Genomic DNA, 20,583 nt, shown 5'->3' on the forward strand with positions numbered 1-20,583 from the left:
CCGAGGATCACGGGCGCGCGGTTGGGGGGGCTGATCCGGCCACTGCCGGAACGGGAGCGCCGATTCCGAGCGTCAGGAGGCGACGGAGTGATGGTAGGATCGCGCCATGGACCTGCTGGTCATCCTGCTGGTGTTGCTCCTCGCCGGGGGCGTGCATTCGGCCATCCACGGCGTGGTCAAGCCGCTGGCGGATCGCGCCTATCCCGCGGAGGCATCCTCGCCACCACCGCCCCCGTCGCCCGCAGCCACCGCCCGCCGTCGTCGCCGCCGCGTCTGGCTGGTGCTCGCGATCTGGATTCTCATCGGCAGTCTCATGCAGCTGTTCCCGCGCTGACGCCGGCGTGCCCGGCGGAGGCCGGCCATGGTTGACCTGATCCCGCACGCGGGGCTCAACCGGCCAACGCCCGTGCTTGCATCACATTGCGTCTTGTCCCACGCCGCCTCGATGCGCTGGCAGGCGGTCTCGAAGATCGCCGGGTCGATCTCCACACCGACGAACCGCCGCCCCGTCTGCAGGCAGGCCACGCCGGTGCTGCCGCTGCCCATATAGGGGTCGAGCACCACCTTGTCGATGCCCACGCGCGCGGTTTCGAGGCACCAGGCCATGACCGACACGGGTTTCTGGCTGACATGGTGACGGACGCGCTTGCCGTCCGCGCCATCATCCGCGCGCATCCGCCCCATCCAGAAATGCCGGACGATCACGCGCGGGTTGCGCCGGTTGGTCCACATGAACTCGGCATCGACGAAACTCGCCGCCGGGCCATGCCCGCAGCTCTTGTCCCAGCACAGGAAGCGCCCGCCCTCGGGCAGCCGGGTCTTGTAGTGGTCGGCACCGAACAGCACCACCGGCCTGTCACCGGCCGCCTGCGTCCACGGCCGCGGGTCGAACGGATCATCGTCGCCGATGATCCTATCCGTCTTGGCCACACATCCCGTCCATCCTTTCCCGCCTCCGCTGTGCTGGAATCCGATGCCATAGGGGGATCGCTCACCAGAGCATCCCATTCCGGCAGCGCGCCCGCCTGCAGCAGCGCAAGGCTGTCGCCGCAGTACAGGATGGCGCGGCCGCCGGCGAGCGTGCGGGTGGTCAGGTGTTGCATGCTGGTTTCCTCCGCATGTTTCCGTTGTCCGCGTTGATGCCCGGGCGGGGTTGGCTATACTTGGTGCAAGGGCTGGCGGCAAAATCTCCCTCCATCCGGTGAGGGCAGACCTGGGGCCCAAAGGTTTCGTCGCCGGGCGCGGGAGTCCGGCGCGCCAGCCCCGCGAGGCGGTCCAGGTGCCGCCTCATTTCGAGGCGCAGGTGGAGGCGCGCGGCGACGAGCTGGCCGCCGCCTTCGGCCTGCTGCGGCAGAAGCTCGCGCAGGTGAAGGAAGCCGCCCGCTTTGACGCGCGGGCGGGGTAGGCTATACTGAAAAATGCTGTGATGCGGTGTACCCCGATTGGCAAGGGGGTCGCCCGCCGCGCGGGTAGACGTACGCAGGTTCGATTCCTGTCCCGCATCACAGTTTTCCATCAAGCACCACCGCCTCACCGCGCGCCACCATCGAGCGCAGCGTATCGACTTCGATCATCCGCGACGCAGTGCGCACGATGTTCAGGCCGTTGCCACGGTAATCGACTCGCCGCCGGGCCATGCCCGCAGCTCTTGTCCCAGCACAGGAAGCGCCCGCCCTCGGGCAGCCGGGTCTTGTAGTGGTCGGCACCGAACAGCACCACCGGCCTGTCACCGGCCGCCTGCGTCCACGGCCGCGGGTCGAACGGATCATCGTCGCCGATGATCCTATCCGTCTTGGCCACACATCCCGTCCATCCTTTCCCGCCTCCGCTGTGCTGGAATCCGATGCCATAGGGGGATCGCTCACCAGAGCATCCCATTCCGGCAGCGCGCCCGCCTGCAGCAGCGCAAGGCTGTCGCCGCAGTACAGGATGGCGCGGCCGCCGGCGAGCGTGCGGGTGGTCAGGTGTTGCATGCTGGATTCCTCCGCATGTTTCCGCTGCCCGCTTTGCCGCGCGGGCTTAGGCGGGTTATGCTGTGTTTCATGGCCAGCGCATGGCGCCGTCCGGCTCATACCCGGAAGCGTTGCGGACGTTAGGCGCCGGGGCTGGCCATTTCCTCGCGCTCTTGAGCGACACCATGCGCCTTCCACGGCGCACTTCGAACACCCAGAGATACCTCACGCCATCGACCTGGTGACGCACAGCGATGGCCGGCGAGCCGTTGTCCGTCGTCCCCATCGGCTCGATTGCCCCGTCGAGTATTGCGCGCGGTAAAAGGCGGTAGTCTGCCGATGTCACGGCAACCTGCCCCATACCGGCATCGATGCCGTCCGCGCCGTGCCGCCGCTCGATGTGGCGCACCTCGTCAGCGGCCACCGCCCAGTCGTATAGATCCCGCCCAAGCGCCTCGACGCCGGTCATGGCCGCGATGGACTCGGCCTCGGCGCTGGTCAGCAGCCCCATGGTGCGGTACGGCTCGGCGGCGCGCCCTTCGAGCACGGCCTGGGCGTAGCGCCGCACGGCCTCGCCCGTCTCCGGCTGGCTGCGCACGGCCAGCGCCAGCGCGTCGCGCGCGCCCGGCGGCACGCCGCCCATGTAGGCCTTGGCCAGCTCATAGGGCCAGGCCACGGTCTTGGCCGCGAGCGCCCGCACGGCATCGGCCACCGTCGCCCCCGGCTGATACCCCCACCCCTTGTCGATGCCCACCGGCTCGCCGGTCTTGGGGTCGATGGCGTCCCACCCCGGCGGCGGCTCGGTATAGCCGGGCTTGCCGCCCAGCAGTTCGGCGGTCTTGGGGCCGGCGGCGCCCACAACGCGGCAGCCGCAGCCCCAGCCGTTGGGCGGGTAATGCTGCTGCCAGAAGCGATGATCGGCGGGCAGGGTCAGGCCGTCCCAGGCCTTGTGCTGCAGGCGCGGATGCTCGGCCCCGAAGACGTGATCCCCATGCCGCAGCCTGGATTTTCTGGCAAGCCTGACGGAGCAACTCGAGACGGAGGCCGACCGGACAGCGGTGGCCCTCGCGACCGGCCAACGCTCGACGGAACCCGCGTCGAGCTACAGCGGATGCCGATCCAGGAACGCCCGGATCAGCGGCACCAGCGCCTCGTGTTTGTCTTCCAGCACGTAATGGCCGGCATCGGCGTAGGCATGCACTTCCGCGTTCGGCAGCGCGTGCCGGAAGCCGTCGAGGAAGTGCTGGTCGAACACGAAATCACGCAGGCCCCAGCCGATGAAGGCCGGACGGTCCGCATAGCCGGGCAGCGCGCGTGCGCTGGCCTGCACCAGCGGCATCGCGCGGTCGCCGTCGTGCAGCGGGATGTCCTGCATGAAGCGCAGGGTGGCAATCGCCTTGTCCCAGCCGGCGTACACGCCGGCATAGGCCGCGCGCACGTCCTTCGGCAGCGAACGCCTGGTGCCGAACCACGCCGCGCCGCGCGCGAACAGGTTGAAGCGGCGGATCAGCCAGCCGCCCAGACGCGAGTCGCGCCCCATCGCCAGCCGGCGCGGGAAGCGCTTGGCCGGCGGCAGCGGGAACGCGGCGGTGTTGGTGATGACCAGGCGCTTGATCCGCGCGGGATCGCGCAGCGCCCAGCCGAAGCCGATCATCCCGCCCCAGTCGTGCACCGCCAGCGTCACCGGGCCGTCGATGCCGAGGTGCTTCAGCAGCGCATCGAGATCATCGATGCGCGATTGCAGGGTGTAGTCGTAGCGCGGCTGCGCGGACACGCCATCGTCCGGGCGGTCGCTCAGGCCCATGCCGACGTGGTCGGGCGCGATGCAGCGGTACCTGTCCGAGAGGCCGGCCACCAGGTGGCGCCAGTAATAGCTCCACGACGGATTGCCGTGCAGCATCACGACGACTTCGCCGCCGCGCGGGCCTTCGTCGAGGAAGGACAGTGCGATGCCGGGACGGACGTCGAAGCGGTGCGGTGTGAACGGATAGTCGGGAAAGCGCATCCGCCCATTGTAGGCGGTGCGCCGCCCTCAGCCCTGCCTGCGCAGCAGGAAGGCCTGGCGTTCCACCTGCTCCAGCGCGAACCCGAAGCGCGCCGCCAGCCACTGCAGCGTGGCCAGGCGGTGGAAGCTGACGTGGGTGCGGTCGTCGCGGTAGCGCCAGCGCAGGAAGTTCTCCGGCCGCTCCGGCGCCAGCTGGGTCATCACCCCCAGCCAGCCACCGGAGCGCACCAATGCGGCCAGTTGCGTCCAGCCGGCCAGCGGGTCGCGGAAATGCTCCACCACCTCGGTGCAGGTGACGAAGTCGTACTGCGTCTCCAGCAGCGTCGCGTCCGGCGCGTAGAACGGGTCGTACTCGGCCATCGCCATGCCCGCCTCGCGCAGCATCACCGCCAGCACCGGCCCCGGCCCGCATCCGAAGTCCAGCCCGCGCATGCCCGGCACCAGCTTCGCCCGCAGCGGCTCCGCCAGCCGCGCCAGGAACGCGCGGTAGCGCGCATCCGCGGGATCGTTCCGGTGCAGATCGTAGATCGCGCGCTCCTCGGCCGCGGACAGGTGCGAGGCCGGATCGGCCATCACCAGGGCACAACGCGAGCATTCGAAATAGCGGCGCGCGCGGTCCTCGCAGAACGCCCGGGTCTCGCCCGCGCAGAGCGCGCAGGGGGGAAGCACCGCGGCGGTCAGCATCGGCGGCGGCGGTGCGGGGCCGGATCGAGGAACGCCCGCGGCATGCGCGGCTCCTGCAGTCGATGGGGAGCGCATTGTAGGCCCGCGATGCGCGATGGCGGTGCGCCGGCATGCTGGATGTGGGAATCGGATACGCAGAAAGAAAAGCCCCGCAGCCAGGGGGGACTGCGGGGCCGGGGAAGGCCGGTTGGGGAGGACCGGTTGCCTTCCGGTTGATCACACCAGGGGAGGGGTAGTGATCGACAACAGGCGTTGCACCTGTTGCGCGCTATATGACCACTCCGCGCCTTGATGGTTCGTGAAGATTGGGGTTAAAAAACCGTTCGGTTCAGGAATGATTCATTGCATTCCGGCCGATGCCGCCAGCCGCGGCCGTCGGTCACGGCTGGCGGGCGTGCAGGCGCATGCCTCGCGCAGCATCCGCGCGGGGCGTCAGTGCGCCTCGTCCCAGTTCGCGCCCACCCCGCCCTCCACCAGCAGCGGCACCCGCAGCTCGGCCACGCCCGCCATCAGCGCGGGCACCTGCGCCTGCAGCGCGGGCACGAAGTCTTCATCGGCCTCGAACACCAGCTCGTCGTGCACCTGCAGGATCATCAGCGCGCGCGGCGCGCCGGCGGCGGTGCGCTGGCCGTCCAGCCACGCATCCACCGCCACCATCGCGCGCTTGATGATGTCGGCGGCGGTGCCCTGCATCGGCGCGTTGATCGCGGCGCGCTCGGCGCCGGCACGCTGCGCGGCGTTGCGCGAGTGGATGTACTCCAGCGCCAGCCGCCGGCCGAACACGGTCTCGACGTAGCCCTGCTCGCGCGCCTGCGCGCGGGTGCGCTCCATGTAGTCGCGCACGCCCGGATAGCGGCTGAAGTAGAGCGCGATGTAGTCCTGCGCCTGGCCGCGGTCGATCCCGAGCTGGCGCGCCAGCCCGAACGCGCCCATGCCGTAGATCAGCCCGAAGTTGATCGCCTTGGCCGCGCGCCGCTCCTCGCTGGTCACCGCTTCCAGCGGCTTGCCCAGCACCTCGGCGGCGGTCGCGCGATGGATGTCCGCGCCCTGCGCGAACGCGCGCAGCAGCGCCGGGTCCTGCGACAGGTGGGCCATGATCCGCAGCTCGATTTGCGAGTAGTCGAACGACAGGAGGCGGCGCCCCGGCGGCGCGATGAACGCGGCGCGGATGCGGCGGCCCTCCTCGGTGCGCACCGGGATGTTCTGCAGGTTGGGATCGGACGAGGACAGCCGCCCGGTGGCGGCGCCGGCCTGGTGGTAGCTGGTATGCACGCGCCCGCTGGCGGGGTTGACCATCTCCGGCAGCTTGTCGGTGTAGGTGCTGCGCAGCTTGGCCAGGCCGCGGTAGTCGAGGATCACCCGCGGCAGTTCGTGCAGGTCGGCGATCGCTTCCAGCGCTTCCTCGTTGGTCGAAGGCGCACCGCCCGGGGTCTTCACCCGCGCCGGCAGTTTGAGCTCGTCGAACAGCAGCGCGCCCAGCTGCTTGGGCGAATCCAGGTTGAAGCTGCGCCCGGCCAGCTCGGTGGCGCGCTGCTGCAGGGCGAGCATGCGCCGGGAGAGGTCGGCCGACTGCCGGCGCAGTTCCTCCACGTCGATCATCACGCCGTTGTCCTCGATCCGCGCCAGTACCGGCACCAGCGGCATCTCGATGTCGCGATAGACCGACTGCAGGCGCGGCGCGGCCGCAAGTTTGGGCGCCAGCACGCGGTGCAACCGCAGGGTGATGTCGGCGTCTTCGGCGGCATAGCGGGTGGCCGCCTCGATCGCCACCTGCGAGAACGGGATCTGCCTGGCGCCCTTGCCGGCCACATCCTCGTACTTGAGGGTGTCGTAGCCGAGGTGGCGGCGCGCCAGCGAATCCATGTCGTGGCGGGCCAGCCCAGCCTCCAGCACGAAGCTCTCCAGCAGGGTGTCGTCGGCATAGCCGCGCACATCCACGCCGTGGCGGCGCAGCACGTGCAGGTCGTACTTGCCGTGCTGGCCGAGCTTCTTCCTGGCCGGGTCTTCCAGCAGCGGGCGCAGCGCCTCCAGCACCGCGGCGCGATCCAGCTGCGTGGGCGCGCCGGGATAGGCGTGCGCCAGCGGGATGTAGCAGGCGACCCCGGGTTCCACGCAGAAGCTGAGGCCGACCAGGTTGGCGCGCAGCGGGTCGAGGCTGTCGGTCTCGCTGTCGAACGCGAATTCCTCCGCCGTGCGCAGGCGCGCGATCCAGTCGTCCAGCTGCGCCCGGGTCAGCACGGCTTCGTACGCGCCCGGCGCGGCCAGCACCGGGTCGGTCTGCGTGGCTGCGGCTGCGGACGCGGCGGTAGGCGCGGGGGCCGCGGCGGACACGCCCGCATCCAGTTCCTTCAGCGCCTGGTTGAACCCGAAGCGGGTATAGAGCGCGCGCAGCGCATCCACATTGCGCGGGCGCAGGGCGAGATCGGCCGGCGCCACGTCCAGCGCCACGTCGGTCTTGATGGTGACCAGCGCGCGGTTCAGCGGCAGCCGCGACAGCGCCGCGCGCAGGTTGTCGCCGATCTTGCCTTTGATGGCCTCGGCGTTTTCGGTCACGCCCGCCAGCGAGCCGTATTCGGCCAGCCATTTGGCCGCGGTCTTCGGCCCGCACTTCTCCACGCCCGGCACGTTGTCGATGCTGTCGCCCATCAGCGCCAGGTAATCGACGATCTGCGCCGGGCGCACGCCGAACTTGGCGAGCACCGCTTCCTCCGAATCCAGCCGGCTGCCGCTCATGGTGTTGACCAGCGCGATCGAGCCGCGTCCGGCGTCCGCCGGCGGCCGCACCAGCTGCGCGAAATCCTTGTCGCCGGTGGAGACGGTCACCTGCATGCCCTGCTGCGCCGCGCGCACGGCCAGGGTGCCGATCACGTCGTCGGCCTCCACCCCCGGCACGCGCAGGATCGGGATGCCCAGCGCCGCCACGACCTCCAGCATCGGCGCCACCTGCGCGCGCAGGTCGTCCGGCATCGGCGGACGGTTGGCCTTGTAGTCGGGGTACAGCGCGTCGCGGAAAGTCGGCCCCGGCGCGTCCACCACGAAGGCGATGTGCTCGGGCTGCTCCTTCAGGTGCGCGCGCAGCATGTTGACCACGCCGAACAGCGCGCCGGTCGGCTCGCCGGCCGCGTTCGACAGCGGCGGCAGCGCGTGGTAGGCGCGGTACAGGTAGGAGGAACCGTCGATCAGGACCAGGCGTGTCATCCCGCGATTCTACGCAGCACCGCCTGCCGGTGCCGGTGGAGGGATAATGGCCGCCCCACCGCCACGCGAGTCCCGCCATGCCGCATGCCCCGCAGCTCCGTATTCCCGCCACCTACATGCGCGGCGGCACCAGCAAGGGCGTGTTCTTCCGGCTGCAGGACCTGCCGGTTGAGGCGCAGGTGCCGGGGCCGGCGCGGGATGCGCTGCTGCGGCGGGTGATCGGCTCGCCCGACCCCTACGGCAAGCACACCGACGGCATGGGCGGCGCGACCTCGTCCACCTCCAAGTGCGTGATCATCTCCACCAGCTCCCGGCCCGATCACGACGTGGATTATCTGTACGGGCAGGTCAGCATCGACAGCGCGTTCGTGGACTGGTCCGGCAACTGCGGCAACCTGTCCGCCGCGGTCGGCCCGTTCGCGGCCGCCAGCGGCTTCCTCCCGGCCGAACGCATCCCGCAGGACGGCACCGTCACCGTGCGCGTGCGGCAAGCCAATATCGGCAAGACTATCCTGGTGCACGTGCCCATCAGCGGCGGCCAGGTGCAGGAAACCGGCGACTTCGAACTGGACGGAGTGGCCTTCCCGGCGGCGGAGATCGTGCTGGAGTTCCTCGATCCAGCCGACGACGCAGGCGAGGGCGGCGCGATGTTCCCCACCGGCAACCTGGTCGATACTCTCGACGTGCCCGGCGTCGGCCCCCTGCGGGCGACGCTGATCAATGCCGGCATCCCCACCGTGTTCGTGAACGCCGTCGACCTCGGCTACGACGGCACCGAGCTGCAGCCGGCGATCAACGACGACAAGGCCGCGCTGGCGAAATTGGAAGCCATCCGCATCGCCGGCGCGCTGCGCATGGGCCTGATCCAGGCGCCGGAGGAGGCCGCCACCCGCCAGCACACGCCCAAAGTGGCGTTCGTGGCGCCGCCGCAGGCCTATGTGGCCTCCAGCGGCAAGCCGATCGCGGCTGATGCCATCGACCTCAACGTGCGCGCGCTGTCGATGGGCAAGCTGCACCACGCGATGATGGGCACTGCCTCGGTCGCGATCGCCACCGCCGCCGCGGTGCCCGGCACGCTGGTGAACCTGGCCGCCGGCGGCGGCCGGCGCGAGGCGGTGCGCTTCGGGCACCCTTCCGGCACGCTGCGGGTGGGCGCCACGGTCGAGCAGCGCGACGGCCAGTGGACGGTGACGCGCGCGGTGATGAGCCGCAGCGCGCGGGTGCTGATGGAAGGCCACGTGCGGGTGCCGCGCACGTTCTGAGGCACGCGGCGCGCGGCTCCCGCCGCCCGGCTCACCCCTCGGGCGCGAATCCGGCCTTGCGCAGCTCGTGGCGGGCCTGGTCGAAGCCCTGCATCGGCGCGAAGTCGCCGTTGCGGTCGGTGAGCTCGGCCCAGCGCGCCAGGATCTGCTCGCCGCTGGCCGCCTCGCCCAAATGGATGCCCTGGGTCAGCGCGACATAGGCCAGCTCGAACCCGCCGGCACCGGCGCTGAGGATGGCGCGGTTGGGCGCGTTCTCGGCCACCAGCGCCAGCACCGCCGGGCTGACCAGCTCCGGCTTGAACCAGGCCAGCTGCTCCGGCGGCAGGATGCCTTCCAGCATCCGCGTGGCGGCCAACGGAGCCAGGCAGTTGACCCGGATGTCGTGCCTGGCGCCCTCGATCCCGAGGGTCTGCATCAATCCCACAAGCGCCATCTTGGCGGCGGCGTAGTTGGCCTGGCCGAAGTTGCCGTACAGCCCGCTGCAGGAGGTGGTCATCACGATGCGCCCGTAGTTGCGTGCGCGCATGCCGTCCCACACCGCCTTGGTGCAGTGCACCGCGCCCATCAGGTGTACCTCGAGCACCTGCCGGAACTCCTCCAGCGTCATCTTGGCGAAGCTCCTGTCGCGCAGGATGCCGGCGTTGTTGACCAGGATGTCCACCCGGCCCCAGTCCTGCTCGATGGTCTGCACCATGTCCTGCACTGCCGCGGGATCGTCCACCGCGCATTGCGCCGGGCGCGCGCTGCCGCCGGCGGCGCGGATCTCGGCGGCGACCAGGTCGGCATCCTCGCCCAGATCGTTCACCACCACCCTGGCGCCGCGGCTGGCCAGTAGCAGCGCATGCGCGCGGCCCAGCCCGCCGCCGGCGCCGGTGATGATCGCCACCCGCCCACTCAAATCGATCATGCAGGCACTCCTTTTCGTGCATGGCCAGCAGTGTATCCAGCGCCGCCACCACCGCCGGCAGCGCGTCCAGCGCCGCCACCCGGCGCAGGCGGGGATGCTCCGCGGCGACCTCATGTGCGGCCTCGTGGCGCCAGGTGGTGTGATAGGGCACGTGCACGCCCCAGCCGCCCAGCGCCAGCACCGGCGCGATGTCCGAGCGCAGCGAATTGCCCACCATCAAAAAGCGCGCGGCCGGCACGCCGAACTCTTCCAGCAGCCGTGCATAGGTCGGCACGTCCTTCTCGCTGACGATCTCGATCCGCCGGAACAGCTCGGACAGCCCGGACTGGCGCACCTTCGCCTCCTGGTGGAACAGATCGCCCTTGGTGATCAGCACCACCGGGAACTTTGCGGCCACCGCCTCCACCGCCGCGCGCACGCCCGGCAGCAGCTCCACCGGATGGCGCAGCAGCGCCTTGGCGATCGCCACGATGCGGTGGATGTCGGCGGCGCTGATGCGCCCGCCGGTGATCTCCACCGCCGCCTCCACCATCGACAGCGCCATCCCCTTCACGCCATAGCCGAAGAGGGCGATGTTGCGCGCCTCGTACTCGTACAGGCGCTGGCCGGCATCCTGAAGGTCCACGTAGCCGGCGATGATGTGCTCGAACTGCGCCTGCGCCGCGTCGAAATGGTCCTGGCTGCGCCAGAGGGTGTCGTCGGCATCGAAGCCGACCAGCGCGAGGCCGCGCGCAGACGAAGACGGGAAATCCATCACCGCATTCTAAACACCGGGCCGCTGCGGCATGATGCGCCGTCGTTTCCTCCCCCCTACCGCCGCCGCCATGACCGACTGGACCCGCCTGCTGCGCGACATCCCGGATTTCCCCAAGCCCGGGATCCTGTTCAAGGACGTGCTGCCGGTGCTGGCCGATCCGCAGGCTTTCGCCGTGGCGATCGCCGCGCTGGCCGACCCCTGGCGCGATGCGCGCATCGACGCGGTACTGGCAATCGAGGCGCGCGGCTTCCTGCTCGGCGCCCCGCTGGCGCACGCGCTCGGCGCCGGCCTGGTGCCGCTGCGCAAGCCCGGCAAGCTGCCCGGCACCGTGCGCGAGGTGTGCTATGCGCTGGAATACGGGCAGGACGCGCTGCAGGTGCAGGCCGGCGCACTGGCGCCCGGCGCGCGGGTGCTGCTGGTAGACGACGTGCTGGCCACCGGCGGCACCCTGGCCGCGGCCTGTGCGCTGGCGCAGCAGCTGCAGGCCGAGATCGCCGGCGCCGGCGTGCTGCTGGAACTGTCCGCGCTGGGCGGCCGCACGCGCTGGACCGTCGCCGCCCCGCTGCACGCCGCGCTGGTGGCGTGAGGCGAACGGTGCCCCGCCCTCAGTGCGCGGCGGCCGCAACCGGGCCGCGCACGCCTGAGGCCGGCGGTGCTCAGGCCTTCTTCACGAACTCCGACTTCAGCCCCATCTGGCCGATGCCGTCGATCTTGCAGTCGATGTCGTGGTCGCCGTCCACCAGGCGGATGTTGCGCACCTTGGTGCCCACCTTCACCACCAGCGAGGAGCCTTTCACCTTCAGATCCTTGATGACGGTGACGGTATCGCCGTCCTGCAGCACGTTGCCCACGGCGTCCTTGACCACGCGCGCCGCCTCTTCCTCGGTCGCCGGTTCGCCCGCGCGCCATTCGTGGCCGCATTCCGGGCAGACCAGCTGTGCGCCGTCTTCATAGGTGTACCCGGAGGCGCAGTGGGGACAGGGCGGTAGTGGCATGGGGATGGCCGCCGGCATGGACTGGGCGCGCATTTTACCGGCTCCCCGCAGGGTTCCTGGCTGCCGCTCATCCGGCAAACGCAGTAGAGTCCCGACTCCGATCGATGAGGCGACTGCCGATGGAATGGGTGGACCTGCGCAGCGATACCGTCACCCGGCCGACCGCCGCGATGCGCGCGGCGATGCGGGATGCCGACGTCGGCGATGACGTGTACGGCGAAGACCCGACGGTGAACGCATTGCAGGCGCGGTTGGCCGCCGAACTCGGGTTCGAGGCGGCGCTGTTCGTGCCCAGCGGCACCCAGTCGAACCTGCTGGCGCTGCTGGCGCACTGCGAGCGCGGCGACGAATACCTGGTCGGCATGGACGCCCACACCTACAAGTTCGAGGGCGGCGGCGCGGCGGTGCTGGGCTCGATCCAGCCGCAGCCGATCGTGCAGGCCGAGGACGGCACGCTCCCGCTCGCGCGCGTGGCCGCGGCGATCAAGCCGGTCGATCCGCACTTCGCGCGCACCCGCCTGCTGGCGCTGGAGAACACCTGGCACGGCCGCGCGCTGCCGTTGGGCTACCTGAGCGAGGCCGGCGCGTTCGCGCGCGCGCACGGGCTTGGCGTCCACCTCGACGGCGCGCGCCTGTTCAATGCGGCGGTGGCCTGCGGGGTGCCGGCGCGCGAGATCGCGCGGCATTTCGACAGCGTGTCGGTGTGCTTTTCGAAAGGGCTGGGCGCGCCGGTCGGCTCGGTGCTGGTGGGCACGCAGGCATTGATCGACAAGGCGCGGCGCTGGCGCAAGGTGTGCGGCGGCGGCTGGCGCCAGGCCGGGATGCTCGCCGCGGCCTGCATGCATGCGCTGGACCACCACGTGGCGCGCCTGGCCGAGGATCACGCGCGCGCCGCGCGCCTGGCCGCGGCGCTGGGCGCGATCGACGGCATCACCCTGCTCGGCCAGCACACCAACATGGTGTTCATCGACGTGCCGGCCGAGCGCCTGCACGCGCTGGATGCCCACCTGCGCGCAGCCGGCGTCCGCATCAGCATCGGCTACCTGCCGACGCTGCGCCTGGTGACCCACCTGGACGTGGACGACGCCGGGATCGCGCGCACCGCCGACGCCTTCGCGGAGTTCTTCACGCGCGCCTGAGCGGCGTGTCGCCGGCCTACCAGCGCCGCCAGCCCCACGGGCCCACCAGCCCGGGGCCGCTGGCATTGCCCACCTGCACGTCCACGTTGACGGTGCCGGTCTTGCCGCCGCCGGTGGCGGTATCGGTGCAATAGTGCAGGCGCGCCGCGGTGAAGTTGCTGCTGCCGAAATGCTCGGTGTAGCCGGCGCCGGCGCTCACGCTGCCGCTGAAATGGCGCGGGTTGCCCTGTGCATCCCGCGGGCAGCCGGAAGACGCCACCCAGCCGCTGCCGGCATCCGCGATGCCCGGTGCCATCGGCGACAGCACGGGCGCCACCACAGGCGCGGACAGCGGCGCAGGAGCGAATGCCTGCGCCGGCGGCAGCGACAGATCCAGCGCCGATTGCGGTCCTCCTGGCGCTTCCCCGCCAGTGCCGGCAGCACCGGCGCGCACCACAATGCAGCCATCGCCAGGGCCTTGCGCATGTCGGCGTCCTCGATCGGTTTCGTCCCGCCCGGCGGGCGATGCAGGCCGACGCTAGCAAGGATTGCTTGAACGCGCGCTGGCTATCGCGGCCTGCGCGCATTCGGGCGTAGCCGCCTGCGCGCCGGATTGCGACGTGCGTACCCATCGCCGCGACACGTCGACCTCGCCGGCAACATGGCTGCCGCCGGCCCCACCAAGCAGCGGATCACGGGTGGCCGCGGTCGCCCGCCTCAGGCCTCGTCCTGCGAATACACCGACAGCGCGAGCCCACCGGCGTCGTCCACGTCCACCACCACCGTGATCGGGCGGCAGCACACCGTGCAGTCCTCGATGTAGTGCTGCGCGCCGGCACTGGCGTCCAGCATCAGGGTGACGGTCTCGCCGCAGTACGGGCAGGCGACATCGCGTGCGTCCAGCATCGCGCTCACCCCAGCGTGCCCTGCGGCAGCACCAGCCGCTGCACCGGATACCCGCGGCGGGCGGCGCGCTCGCGGATCGCGTTGAACTCCGCGCGCGGCATCGCCGGCGTCCGCGAGAGCACCCACAGGTATTTGCGCGACGGGCCGCCGACCACCGCCCAGCGGTAGTCGGGATCGAGCTCGACCACCCAGTAATCGGCCCAGGTGAACGGCAGCCACGCCAGCCAGTCCGGCGCGAAACGCACCTGCAGCGCGCCCGGCTGGCCCGGCACCCGGCGCGCCACGCCGTCGGATACGTCGAAGCGTCCGTCGCGGGTGCGGCAGGCGTTGCGCACGCTCACCAGTCCGTCCGCGCGCAGGCTGTAGGTGGCGCTGATGTCGGCCACGCACTGGCGCTGGAAGAACATCGGCAGATGCGCGATCTCATGCCAGCTGCCGGCATAGCGCTGCAGGTCCAGCGCCGGCACCGGCACGTTCGGCAGCGTCGGCGGCTCCTGCGCCGCGGCCGTGGAGGCGGCGAGCGCGAGGGCGAATGCGAGGGGACGCAGCATGGGCAGGCTCCGGCGGGGGATGCGTGCATCCTCGCGCCGCGCGCGTGGTGGCGGGGTGAATGCGCGCACGGGCACCCTGCGCCGGCCCGCGTCACCCCTCCAGGTAGAACTCCAGCGGGATCAGCTCCACCGCCCAGCCCCCCTCTTCACCGATCTGCGCGGCCGGGTGCATGGCGGCCAGGCGCAGCGCTTCGTCGCGGCTGTCAGCTTCGATGATGAACAGCCCCACCACTTCCTTGGCCTCCGCGTAGGGGCCATCGCTGACGTGCGTGTTACCGTCACGCGGGCGCAGCGTGGCCCAGGTGTCCAGGTCGCCCAGCGATGCGGACAGCCGCACCTTGCCGGTGGCGCGCATCGCCTGGTCCAGCGGCGGGCATTGGCGACCAACGCCTTCACGGCGTCGGGCGGAGTCGCCGCGCCGGCCATCGGGTGATCGGTGTCGCGATGCCTCGCCTACCGCGCACACGCCTTCGGCCCGCCGGCCGTGGCGAAGGCGCGTGCGAAGAAGGGCAGCATCGCGGTCTCGAAGCGTGCGCGGGCGTGGTCGGTATGGGTGCCGTCGTAGGTGACGAAGGTGTGCGCGATGCCGTGCCGATCCAGCGCCTGCGAAAATGCGCGCGCGCCGGCCGTCACGCTGGTGATCTGGTCCTGCAGCCCGGCGTCGAAGGCGATCCCGCACAGGCGCCGATAGCCGGCCGGATCGCGGTCGAGCCGATAGAGCGGCATGTAGCGCTTCCACGTTGCCTCGACGGCGGCGTGCCGCTCGATTCGCCCGTCGGGCGCGGTCGTGAACGGCAGCGGCGGCTCGGCGTCCGGGGCGGCGCCATCGGGCGCGGCGAAGGCCATCGCCATCGCACGCAGCCAGCCGCCGAGGGGCTGTTGCCAGCGCGCGCCTGCCTGCGCCAGATCGCCGGCGAAGCCCAGGCAGCAGGGGCTCACGGCATACACGTAAGCGAACGTGTCGGGATGCCGGCCGGCCAAGTACAGGGCGCCGAACCCGCCCATTGACTGACCCGCCAGCCCGCGCGCCCGGCGCTCCGGGCGCGTGCGGAAGCGCGCATCGACGAACGCCACCAGCTCCTTCGCCACGAAGTCTTCCCAGTGGCCGAAGCGGGCGGAGTTGACGTAGAACGAGCCGCCGTAGCGATTGTTCGCCGCCGGCATCACCACGATGAACTCGTCGGGGCCGGCCATCCGGTCCAGCGTGGCGCCGAGGTCCATGCCCTGGTAGCTGCCATCGAACCACTCGCCGGGCTCGGACGTGGCCCCGTGCAGCAGGTACACCACCGGATAGCGCCGGGTGGCCTGGGTGTCATAGCTGGGCGGCAGATAGACCGTGATCGCACGGTCCGGCGAATCCCCGATCGCGTTCCCGCGCAGGGCCGTGGAGTGCAGTGTCTCCACCACCACCCGCGCCTGCGCGTCCACGGCCGCAAGGCCGGCCAGGGCAGCAGAAGGCCCAGAACCCATCCGACTCGGTGCCTCATCCCGCCCTCCTCGGCCACCCGCGACCGGAGCAGCTTAGTCCCGAACCGGGGGAGCGGAAAAGAATGGGAGTGGGCTGCTTACGCGGGCGTTCCTGCGGTGGATGCGGCGACTCATCCTGGCGAAGGGTGGGCGGCATCCGTCGAGCACGCCCGATCGTGCTTCTGCAGTTTTGCCGCGAGCGGGGATTCGTGCCCGCGCGGGTTTCGGTGCCGCTTATGCCGATGCCAGCCAGTCGCGTGGGCGTAGGTAGTCGGCCAGGCGGGCTTCCGGGCTGCCGGGTTCGGGGGCGTAGCCGTATTCCCAGCGCACCAGCGGCGGCAGGCTCATCAGGATGGATTCGGTGCGGCCGCCGCTCTGCAGGCCGAACAGGGTGCCGCGGTCGTACACCAGGTTGAACTCCACGTAGCGCCCGCGGCGGTAGAGCTGGAACTGGCGCTCGCGTTCGCCATACGGCGTGTCCTTGCGGCGCGCGACGAGCGGCAGGTAGGCATCGAGGAAGCCATTGCCGACTGCCTGCATGTAGGCGAAGTCGGCATCGAAATCTTCGCTCAGGTCGTCGAAGAACAGCCCGCCCACGCCGCGGGTTTCGTTGCGGTGCCTGAGGAAGAAATACTCGTCGCACCAGCGCTTGTGCGCGGCGTAGCGCGCCTGCCCGCCGAACGGCTCGCACAGTGCGCGCGCGGTGCGGTGCCAGTGCCGCACGTCCTCGTCGAAGGGATAGAACGGCGTCAGGTCGAAGCCGCCGCCAAACCACCACGCCACCGTTTCGCCGTCGCGCTCGGCGCGGAAGTGGCGCACGTTGGCGTGGGTGGTCGGCAGGTACGGGTTGCGCGGGTGGAACACCAGTGACACGCCCAGCGCGCGCCAGGATGCGCCTGCCAGCTCCGGCCGGTGGGCGGTGGCGGACGGCGGCAGGCGGTCGCCCGACACGTCGGAGAAGCCGATCCCCGCCTGCTCGAACACCGCGCCCTCGCGCAGCACGCGGGTGCGCCCGCCGCCGCGGATGGGCGAGGTGTCCGGGTCCTTCGCCCAGGCGTCTTCACGAAAGCGCGCGCTGCCGTCGGCGTCTTCGATCGCCGCGCAGATACGGTCCTGCAGGCCGGTGAGGTAGTCGCGGACGGTGGAAAGCGGCGCGATGGCGGTCATGCCGGCATTGTAGGGGCACGTGTGGGCCTGGCGTCACGCAACGGAAGCATTTGCACGGATAATGTGCGCCGGGACCTTCTCCGCAGGGATCGCGGATCCATCTCTGGGGAGAGAACTCACCATGCATCGCCGCAACCGGCGCAGGCTCGGGCTTGCCTGCGCGCTCGCTTTACTGTGTTCGTCCGTGGTCGCGACCGATTTCGGGTTGCCCGACCACTATGAGTTCAACGCCACCCTGTCGGTGCCGTTCCAGGTGCAGGCTGGCGGCTTCCCGATCCGGATCGACTTCGACTACCCCGGCGCCGGCGACATCACCCGCGCCGCCTGGCTGGTGGAAGTGCTCTCGCCGACCGGCGCGGTGATCGGCAGCGACAGCGGGATCGCCACCCTGGCGCACGGGCGCGGGGTGCGCAGCGGGCGCTGGAACGGCTTTGCCAGCGGCGGCCGCCGTCTGCCGGCGGGGTATTACACGGTGCGCCTGCGCGCGGTGCCGATGGTAGAGGTGCCGGCCGATGCGCGTCTGAGTACCGAGCAGCGCGTGCGCAAGGCGCTGGCGGTGTTCGCCGACGAGGTGGTGGAGCAGCGCTACGACGTGATGCTGGGGCAGGTGCCGAAAGCGCGCCTGCGCGCGATGGTGCCGCTGCCGACCGGCCCGACCAGCGCGCGCGCCACCGGTGCGCCGCTGCGTGCGCAGTCGCTGGTGGCGCCAGCGGTGGCCTGCCCTACACCATCTACTACGGCAACCTGCACAGCCAGACCAACCACAGTGACGGCGGCACCCCGGTGGCCACCTGCGGCGGGGCAGAAACGCCGCAGGCCGGCGCCTACGGGCCGGCCGACGCCTACGCGATGATGCAGACCCAGGCTGGCGGCGACTTCCTGCTCGCCTCCGAGCACAACCACATGTACGACGGCTCGACCGGCACCAACACCTCGGCCAGCCCCACCACCGCCAACAACCTGTTCAACTCCGGCCTCGCCGCCGCCGCCAGCTATCGCAGCGCGCATCCGCAGTTCCTGGCCCTGTACGGTAGCGAGTGGGGCGTGATCAGCAACGGTGGCCACCTCAACATCATCAATCCGGACGGCCTGGCCAGCTGGGAATACAACAGCAGCAACCAGCTGATCGGCAGCGTCGCCACCCCGAAGTCGAACTACGCCAGCCTGTACGCCACCATGAAGGCGCGCGGCTGGATCGGCCAGTTCAACCACCCGGCCAGCAGCGGCCAGTTCCAGATCAACGGCGTGTCGCTGGCGTACGACGCCAATGGCGCCGAAGTGATGGTGCTGGCGGAGGTACTGAACAGCTCCGCGTTTTCCACCAACACCACCATGACCGAGACCGGCCGCAGCAGCTACGAGAGCGCATGGAACAAGCTGCTGGAGGCCGGCTACCGGCTGGCGCCCTCCAGCGACCAGGACAACCACTGCGCCAACTGGGGCCTGAGCTTCACCAATCGCACCGGCGTGCTGCTGCCCAGCGGCACCGCGCTCACGCCGGCGGCGTTCTATGACACCCTGCGCGCGCGCCGGGTGTTCGCCACCGAGGACCGCACCAGCCAGCTGGTGCTGACCGCCAACGGGCACGTGATGGGCGAGTCGTTTTCCAACACCGGCCCGGTGACGCTGATCGCCAATTACGCCAGCAGCAGCGGCCAGAGCGCGCAGCGGGTGCAGTTCTTCGAAGGCGTGCCGGGCCGCAACGGCACCGTCACCCAGCTCGCGGAAGGCAGCGGCAGCTATACCTTCACGCCCGCCACCGGCAAGCACTTCTACTACGCGAAAATCACCCAGGCCGACGGCCTGCGCCTGTGGTCGGCGCCGGTGTGGATCGATCAGGGCGGCAGCACGCCGGCCGATACCACCCCGCCCACGGTCAGCGCCAGCGAATCCGGCAGCAGCGGCACCATCACCCTGTCGGCCAGCGCCAGCGACAATGTCGGCGTGAGCAAGGTGGAGTTCTGGATCGACGGCGTGCTGGTCGCCACCGATACCAGCGCCCCGTATGCGGTCACCTTCGATTCCACCACCCTGTCCAACGGCAGCCACGGCCTGGTGGCGAAAGCCTATGACGCCGCCGGCAACGTCGGCACCTCCTCGTCGGTGAGCTTCAGCGTGAGCAATGCCGCCGCCGACACCACCCCGCCCACGGTCGGCGCCAGCGAATCCGGCAGCAGCGGCACCATCACCCTGTCCGCCACGGCCAGCGACAACGTCGGCGTGAGCAAGGTGGAGTTCTGGATCGACGGGCTGCTCAAAGGCACGGTGCTGACGCCGCCGTACACGCTGGCGCTGGACTCGACCACGCTCAGCGACGGCAGCCACACCCTGGTGGCCAAGGCCTATGACGCCGCCGGCAACGTCGGCACCTCCTCGGCGGTGGCCTTCAGCATCAGCAATGCGCCGGCCGCGGTGGAGCGGATCAGCAACGGCGGCTTCGAATCCGGCACCACCGGCTGGACCGGCAGCAGCGGGGTGATCACCAGCGATGCCACCTATCCGGCCAAGGCCGGCAGCTGGAAGGCGTGGCTGGACGGCTACGGCAGCAGCCACACCGACTCGCTGTACCAGACGGTGACGCTCCCCTCCACCGCCACCAGCGCGACCCTGAGCTTCTGGCTGCGGGTGGACAGCAGCGAGACCACCACCCGCACCGCCTACGACACCCTGAAGGTGCAGATCCGCGACACCAGCGGCAACGTGCTCGCCACCCTGGCCACCTATTCCAACCTCAACAAAGGCAGCAGCTACGTGCAGCGCAGCTTCGACGTGAAGTCCTGGAAGGGGAAGACGGTGCGGGTGTACTTCCTCGGGGTGGAGGATTCCAGCCTGGCGACCTCGTTCCTGATCGACGAGGTGTCGCTGAAGACGCAGTGATGCAGGAAGGCGCACCGGGGCGGCGGCACCGCCCCGGTGCGCGGCGGACGCTCACGGCCGCTGCCAGGACACCGCGTCCGGCACCCGGTGCGAGCCCGGCCGCTGCAATTGCTCCGGCAGCCGCGAAAACGACCGGGACATCGCGTCACCCCGCATCGGGATGAAGACGAGGCTTGCATGACGATCCGCCATGCGGCGCCAGAGGCCACGCGCGCAGCAGATCGGCGGGGAGCGTGCCGGCAGCCACCGCCACGCGGGTGAAGCCAGCGGTGCGCGCCACCTCTGCCAGGCGCGCGCTGGCCGCAGCCACCGCGACCGTGCGCAGGCGCGGGTCGTCCACCTGTGCCAGCAGCGCGGCCAGCGCCTCGCCGCTGCTCAGCGCCAGCAGCACCTGCTGCGGGTGTGCCAGTGCGGCCGCGAGTGCGGCCCGCTGGCGCGCGCCTAGCGCCACCGGCACGCGCGCATAGACATCAGCGCGCTGCACCTGCGCGCCGCGCGCGGCCAGCGCCGGCGCCAGCCGGTCGCGCCCGCCCGGGGCGGTCACCAGCCCGACCGCGTGTCCGCGCACGGCCGCCAGCGCCGGCAGCGCGAGCAGGCCTTCGCTGTCCATCCGCGCCGGGGCCTGCGCGGCGATCCCCAGCCGTTGCAGCGCGCGCCGGGTGCCGCTGCCCACGGCGAGCCAGGGCCTGGCCGCGGCGCGGGTGCAGGGACGCCAGCGCCGCCGCCGCGCGCACCGC

General features: G+C 70.9%; 21 protein-coding genes, 1 tRNA gene and 1 pseudogene. 7 read left to right on the forward strand and 16 right to left on the reverse strand.

Going from position 1 to position 20,583, the window contains the following annotated elements; all coding sequences use genetic code 11:
- Positions 1-198: 198 nt before the first annotated feature.
- Positions 199-849: a site-specific DNA-methyltransferase gene (locus LJB71_RS02015; RefSeq protein WP_259302899.1), complete on the reverse strand. Its 651-nt coding sequence runs from the start codon at positions 847-849 to the stop codon at positions 199-201.
- A 430-nt stretch (positions 850-1,279) separates the two neighbouring features.
- Between LJB71_RS02015 and LJB71_RS02020 the strand changes: the two genes are divergently transcribed.
- On the forward strand, positions 1,280-1,405 hold the full coding sequence (locus LJB71_RS02020) for a hypothetical protein (RefSeq protein WP_259302900.1): 126 nt from the start codon (positions 1,280-1,282) through the stop codon (positions 1,403-1,405).
- A gap of 20 nt (positions 1,406-1,425) precedes the next feature.
- Positions 1,426-1,505, forward strand: a tRNA-Gly gene (locus tag LJB71_RS02025).
- Here the strand turns inward: LJB71_RS02025 and LJB71_RS02030 are convergent.
- The 5 genes from LJB71_RS02030 to polA all read right to left on the reverse strand — a co-directional run bounded on the left by LJB71_RS02030 (position 1,503) and on the right by polA (position 7,839).
- Positions 1,503-1,973 carry a hypothetical protein gene (locus tag LJB71_RS02030; RefSeq protein WP_259302901.1) on the reverse strand — a complete coding sequence of 157 codons (471 nt, stop codon included), beginning with the start codon at positions 1,971-1,973 and terminating at the stop codon, positions 1,503-1,505. The two genes, LJB71_RS02025 and LJB71_RS02030, sit on opposite strands and share 3 nt — an antisense overlap.
- Before the next feature lie 67 nt (positions 1,974-2,040).
- Positions 2,041-2,811, reverse strand: coding sequence for a hypothetical protein (locus tag LJB71_RS02035; protein WP_259302902.1), 771 nt, complete (start codon positions 2,809-2,811; stop codon positions 2,041-2,043).
- A 243-nt stretch (positions 2,812-3,054) separates the two neighbouring features.
- The gene (locus LJB71_RS02040; RefSeq protein WP_259302903.1) at positions 3,055-3,957 is read right to left on the reverse strand and encodes an alpha/beta fold hydrolase; all 903 of its coding nucleotides are present in this window, start codon (positions 3,955-3,957) and stop codon (positions 3,055-3,057) included.
- Between the two features lie 27 nt (positions 3,958-3,984).
- Positions 3,985-4,626, reverse strand: coding sequence for a class I SAM-dependent methyltransferase (locus LJB71_RS02045; RefSeq protein ID WP_259302904.1), 642 nt, complete (start codon positions 4,624-4,626; stop codon positions 3,985-3,987).
- 447 nt (positions 4,627-5,073) lie between these two features.
- Positions 5,074-7,839, reverse strand: a complete 2,766-nt coding sequence (polA, locus tag LJB71_RS02050) for a DNA polymerase I (protein ID WP_259302905.1) — start codon at positions 7,837-7,839, stop codon at positions 5,074-5,076.
- 77 nt (positions 7,840-7,916) lie between these two features.
- Between polA and prpF the strand changes: the two genes are divergently transcribed.
- Entirely contained in the window at positions 7,917-9,101 is a 1,185-nt protein-coding gene (prpF, locus tag LJB71_RS02055) for a 2-methylaconitate cis-trans isomerase PrpF (protein ID WP_259302906.1), read from the forward strand.
- A gap of 31 nt (positions 9,102-9,132) precedes the next feature.
- Here the strand turns inward: prpF and LJB71_RS02060 are convergent, their stop codons facing one another.
- Together LJB71_RS02060 and LJB71_RS02065 are read right to left on the reverse strand one after the other, a co-directional pair.
- Positions 9,133-10,008 (reverse strand): SDR family NAD(P)-dependent oxidoreductase, encoded by an 876-nt coding sequence (locus LJB71_RS02060; protein ID WP_259302907.1) that lies wholly within the window; start codon positions 10,006-10,008, stop codon positions 9,133-9,135.
- A 76-nt stretch (positions 10,009-10,084) separates the two neighbouring features.
- Positions 10,085-10,762 (reverse strand): annotated as a pseudogene (locus tag LJB71_RS02065) (HAD family hydrolase); the annotation flags it as partial.
- A 70-nt stretch (positions 10,763-10,832) separates the two neighbouring features.
- Here LJB71_RS02065 and LJB71_RS02070 point away from each other — a divergent pair.
- A complete protein-coding gene (locus LJB71_RS02070; protein WP_259302908.1) occupies positions 10,833-11,351 on the forward strand; it encodes an adenine phosphoribosyltransferase in 519 nt (172 codons plus the stop codon).
- A gap of 70 nt (positions 11,352-11,421) precedes the next feature.
- Here the strand turns inward: LJB71_RS02070 and LJB71_RS02075 are convergent, their stop codons facing one another.
- Positions 11,422-11,760 carry a zinc ribbon domain-containing protein YjdM gene (locus LJB71_RS02075; protein WP_259304707.1) on the reverse strand — a complete coding sequence of 113 codons (339 nt, stop codon included), beginning with the start codon at positions 11,758-11,760 and terminating at the stop codon, positions 11,422-11,424.
- 119 nt (positions 11,761-11,879) lie between these two features.
- Here LJB71_RS02075 and ltaE point away from each other — a divergent pair, with 119 nt between their 5' ends.
- Entirely contained in the window at positions 11,880-12,899 is a 1,020-nt protein-coding gene (gene ltaE, locus LJB71_RS02080) for a low-specificity L-threonine aldolase (RefSeq protein WP_259304708.1), read from the forward strand.
- A gap of 16 nt (positions 12,900-12,915) precedes the next feature.
- On the opposite strand, the gene LJB71_RS02085 is transcribed toward ltaE, so the two are convergent.
- From LJB71_RS02085 to hemF, 6 genes are all read right to left on the reverse strand, one after another.
- The gene (locus tag LJB71_RS02085; RefSeq protein WP_259302909.1) at positions 12,916-13,332 is read right to left on the reverse strand and encodes a hypothetical protein; all 417 of its coding nucleotides are present in this window, start codon (positions 13,330-13,332) and stop codon (positions 12,916-12,918) included.
- A 263-nt stretch (positions 13,333-13,595) separates the two neighbouring features.
- A complete protein-coding gene (locus LJB71_RS02090) occupies positions 13,596-13,784 on the reverse strand; it encodes a CPXCG motif-containing cysteine-rich protein (protein WP_259304709.1) in 189 nt (62 codons plus the stop codon).
- A gap of 5 nt (positions 13,785-13,789) precedes the next feature.
- Positions 13,790-14,335, reverse strand: coding sequence for a lipocalin family protein (locus tag LJB71_RS02095; RefSeq protein ID WP_259302910.1), 546 nt, complete (start codon positions 14,333-14,335; stop codon positions 13,790-13,792).
- Between the two features lie 91 nt (positions 14,336-14,426).
- Positions 14,427-14,690 (reverse strand): YciI family protein, encoded by a 264-nt coding sequence (locus LJB71_RS02100; protein WP_259302911.1) that lies wholly within the window; start codon positions 14,688-14,690, stop codon positions 14,427-14,429.
- Between the two features lie 98 nt (positions 14,691-14,788).
- The gene (locus tag LJB71_RS02105) at positions 14,789-15,805 is read right to left on the reverse strand and encodes an alpha/beta hydrolase-fold protein (RefSeq protein ID WP_259302912.1); all 1,017 of its coding nucleotides are present in this window, start codon (positions 15,803-15,805) and stop codon (positions 14,789-14,791) included.
- 231 nt (positions 15,806-16,036) lie between these two features.
- A complete protein-coding gene (hemF, locus tag LJB71_RS02110; protein ID WP_259302913.1) occupies positions 16,037-16,969 on the reverse strand; it encodes an oxygen-dependent coproporphyrinogen oxidase in 933 nt (310 codons plus the stop codon).
- Positions 16,970-17,153: 184 nt separating this feature from the next.
- Here hemF and LJB71_RS02115 point away from each other — a divergent pair, with 184 nt between their 5' ends.
- Both LJB71_RS02115 and LJB71_RS02120 read left to right on the forward strand, forming a co-directional pair.
- A complete protein-coding gene (locus LJB71_RS02115; RefSeq protein WP_259302914.1) occupies positions 17,154-17,822 on the forward strand; it encodes a hypothetical protein in 669 nt (222 codons plus the stop codon).
- Entirely contained in the window at positions 17,753-19,846 is a 2,094-nt protein-coding gene (locus tag LJB71_RS02120; protein ID WP_259302915.1) for an Ig-like domain-containing protein, read from the forward strand. Before LJB71_RS02115 ends, LJB71_RS02120 begins: the two co-directional genes overlap by 70 nt.
- A gap of 145 nt (positions 19,847-19,991) precedes the next feature.
- Here the strand turns inward: LJB71_RS02120 and LJB71_RS02125 are convergent, their stop codons facing one another.
- Positions 19,992-20,519: a uroporphyrinogen-III synthase gene (locus tag LJB71_RS02125; RefSeq protein ID WP_259302916.1), complete on the reverse strand. Its 528-nt coding sequence runs from the start codon at positions 20,517-20,519 to the stop codon at positions 19,992-19,994.
- Positions 20,520-20,583 lie beyond the last annotated feature (64 nt).

The organism is Thermomonas sp. S9 (assembly GCF_024704365.1).
Taxonomy (GTDB): domain Bacteria; phylum Pseudomonadota; class Gammaproteobacteria; order Xanthomonadales; family Xanthomonadaceae; genus Thermomonas.

What these genes read in the sequence shown, in the direction of transcription:
- LJB71_RS02060 (WP_259302907.1), bottom strand. Translation starts at nt 10,008, where the DNA reads ATGATCGATTTGAGTGGGCGGGTGGCGATCATCACCGGCGCCGGCGGC.
- LJB71_RS02100 (WP_259302911.1), bottom strand. Translation starts at nt 14,690, where the DNA reads ATGCGCGCCACCGGCAAGGTGCGGCTGTCCGCATCGCTGGGCGACCTG.
- ltaE (WP_259304708.1), top strand. Translation starts at nt 11,880, where the DNA reads ATGGAATGGGTGGACCTGCGCAGCGATACCGTCACCCGGCCGACCGCC.
- LJB71_RS02070 (WP_259302908.1), top strand. Translation starts at nt 10,833, where the DNA reads ATGACCGACTGGACCCGCCTGCTGCGCGACATCCCGGATTTCCCCAAG.
- LJB71_RS02030 (WP_259302901.1), bottom strand. Translation starts at nt 1,973, where the DNA reads ATGCAACACCTGACCACCCGCACGCTCGCCGGCGGCCGCGCCATCCTG.
- LJB71_RS02090 (WP_259304709.1), bottom strand. Translation starts at nt 13,784, where the DNA reads ATGCTGGACGCACGCGATGTCGCCTGCCCGTACTGCGGCGAGACCGTC.
- LJB71_RS02075 (WP_259304707.1), bottom strand. Translation starts at nt 11,760, where the DNA reads ATGCCACTACCGCCCTGTCCCCACTGCGCCTCCGGGTACACCTATGAA.
- prpF (WP_259302906.1), top strand. Translation starts at nt 7,917, where the DNA reads ATGCCGCATGCCCCGCAGCTCCGTATTCCCGCCACCTACATGCGCGGC.
- hemF (WP_259302913.1), bottom strand. Translation starts at nt 16,969, where the DNA reads ATGACCGCCATCGCGCCGCTTTCCACCGTCCGCGACTACCTCACCGGC.
- LJB71_RS02105 (WP_259302912.1), bottom strand. Translation starts at nt 15,805, where the DNA reads ATGGGTTCTGGGCCTTCTGCTGCCCTGGCCGGCCTTGCGGCCGTGGAC.
- LJB71_RS02095 (WP_259302910.1), bottom strand. Translation starts at nt 14,335, where the DNA reads ATGCTGCGTCCCCTCGCATTCGCCCTCGCGCTCGCCGCCTCCACGGCC.
- polA (WP_259302905.1), bottom strand. Translation starts at nt 7,839, where the DNA reads ATGACACGCCTGGTCCTGATCGACGGTTCCTCCTACCTGTACCGCGCC.
- LJB71_RS02040 (WP_259302903.1), bottom strand. Translation starts at nt 3,957, where the DNA reads ATGCGCTTTCCCGACTATCCGTTCACACCGCACCGCTTCGACGTCCGT.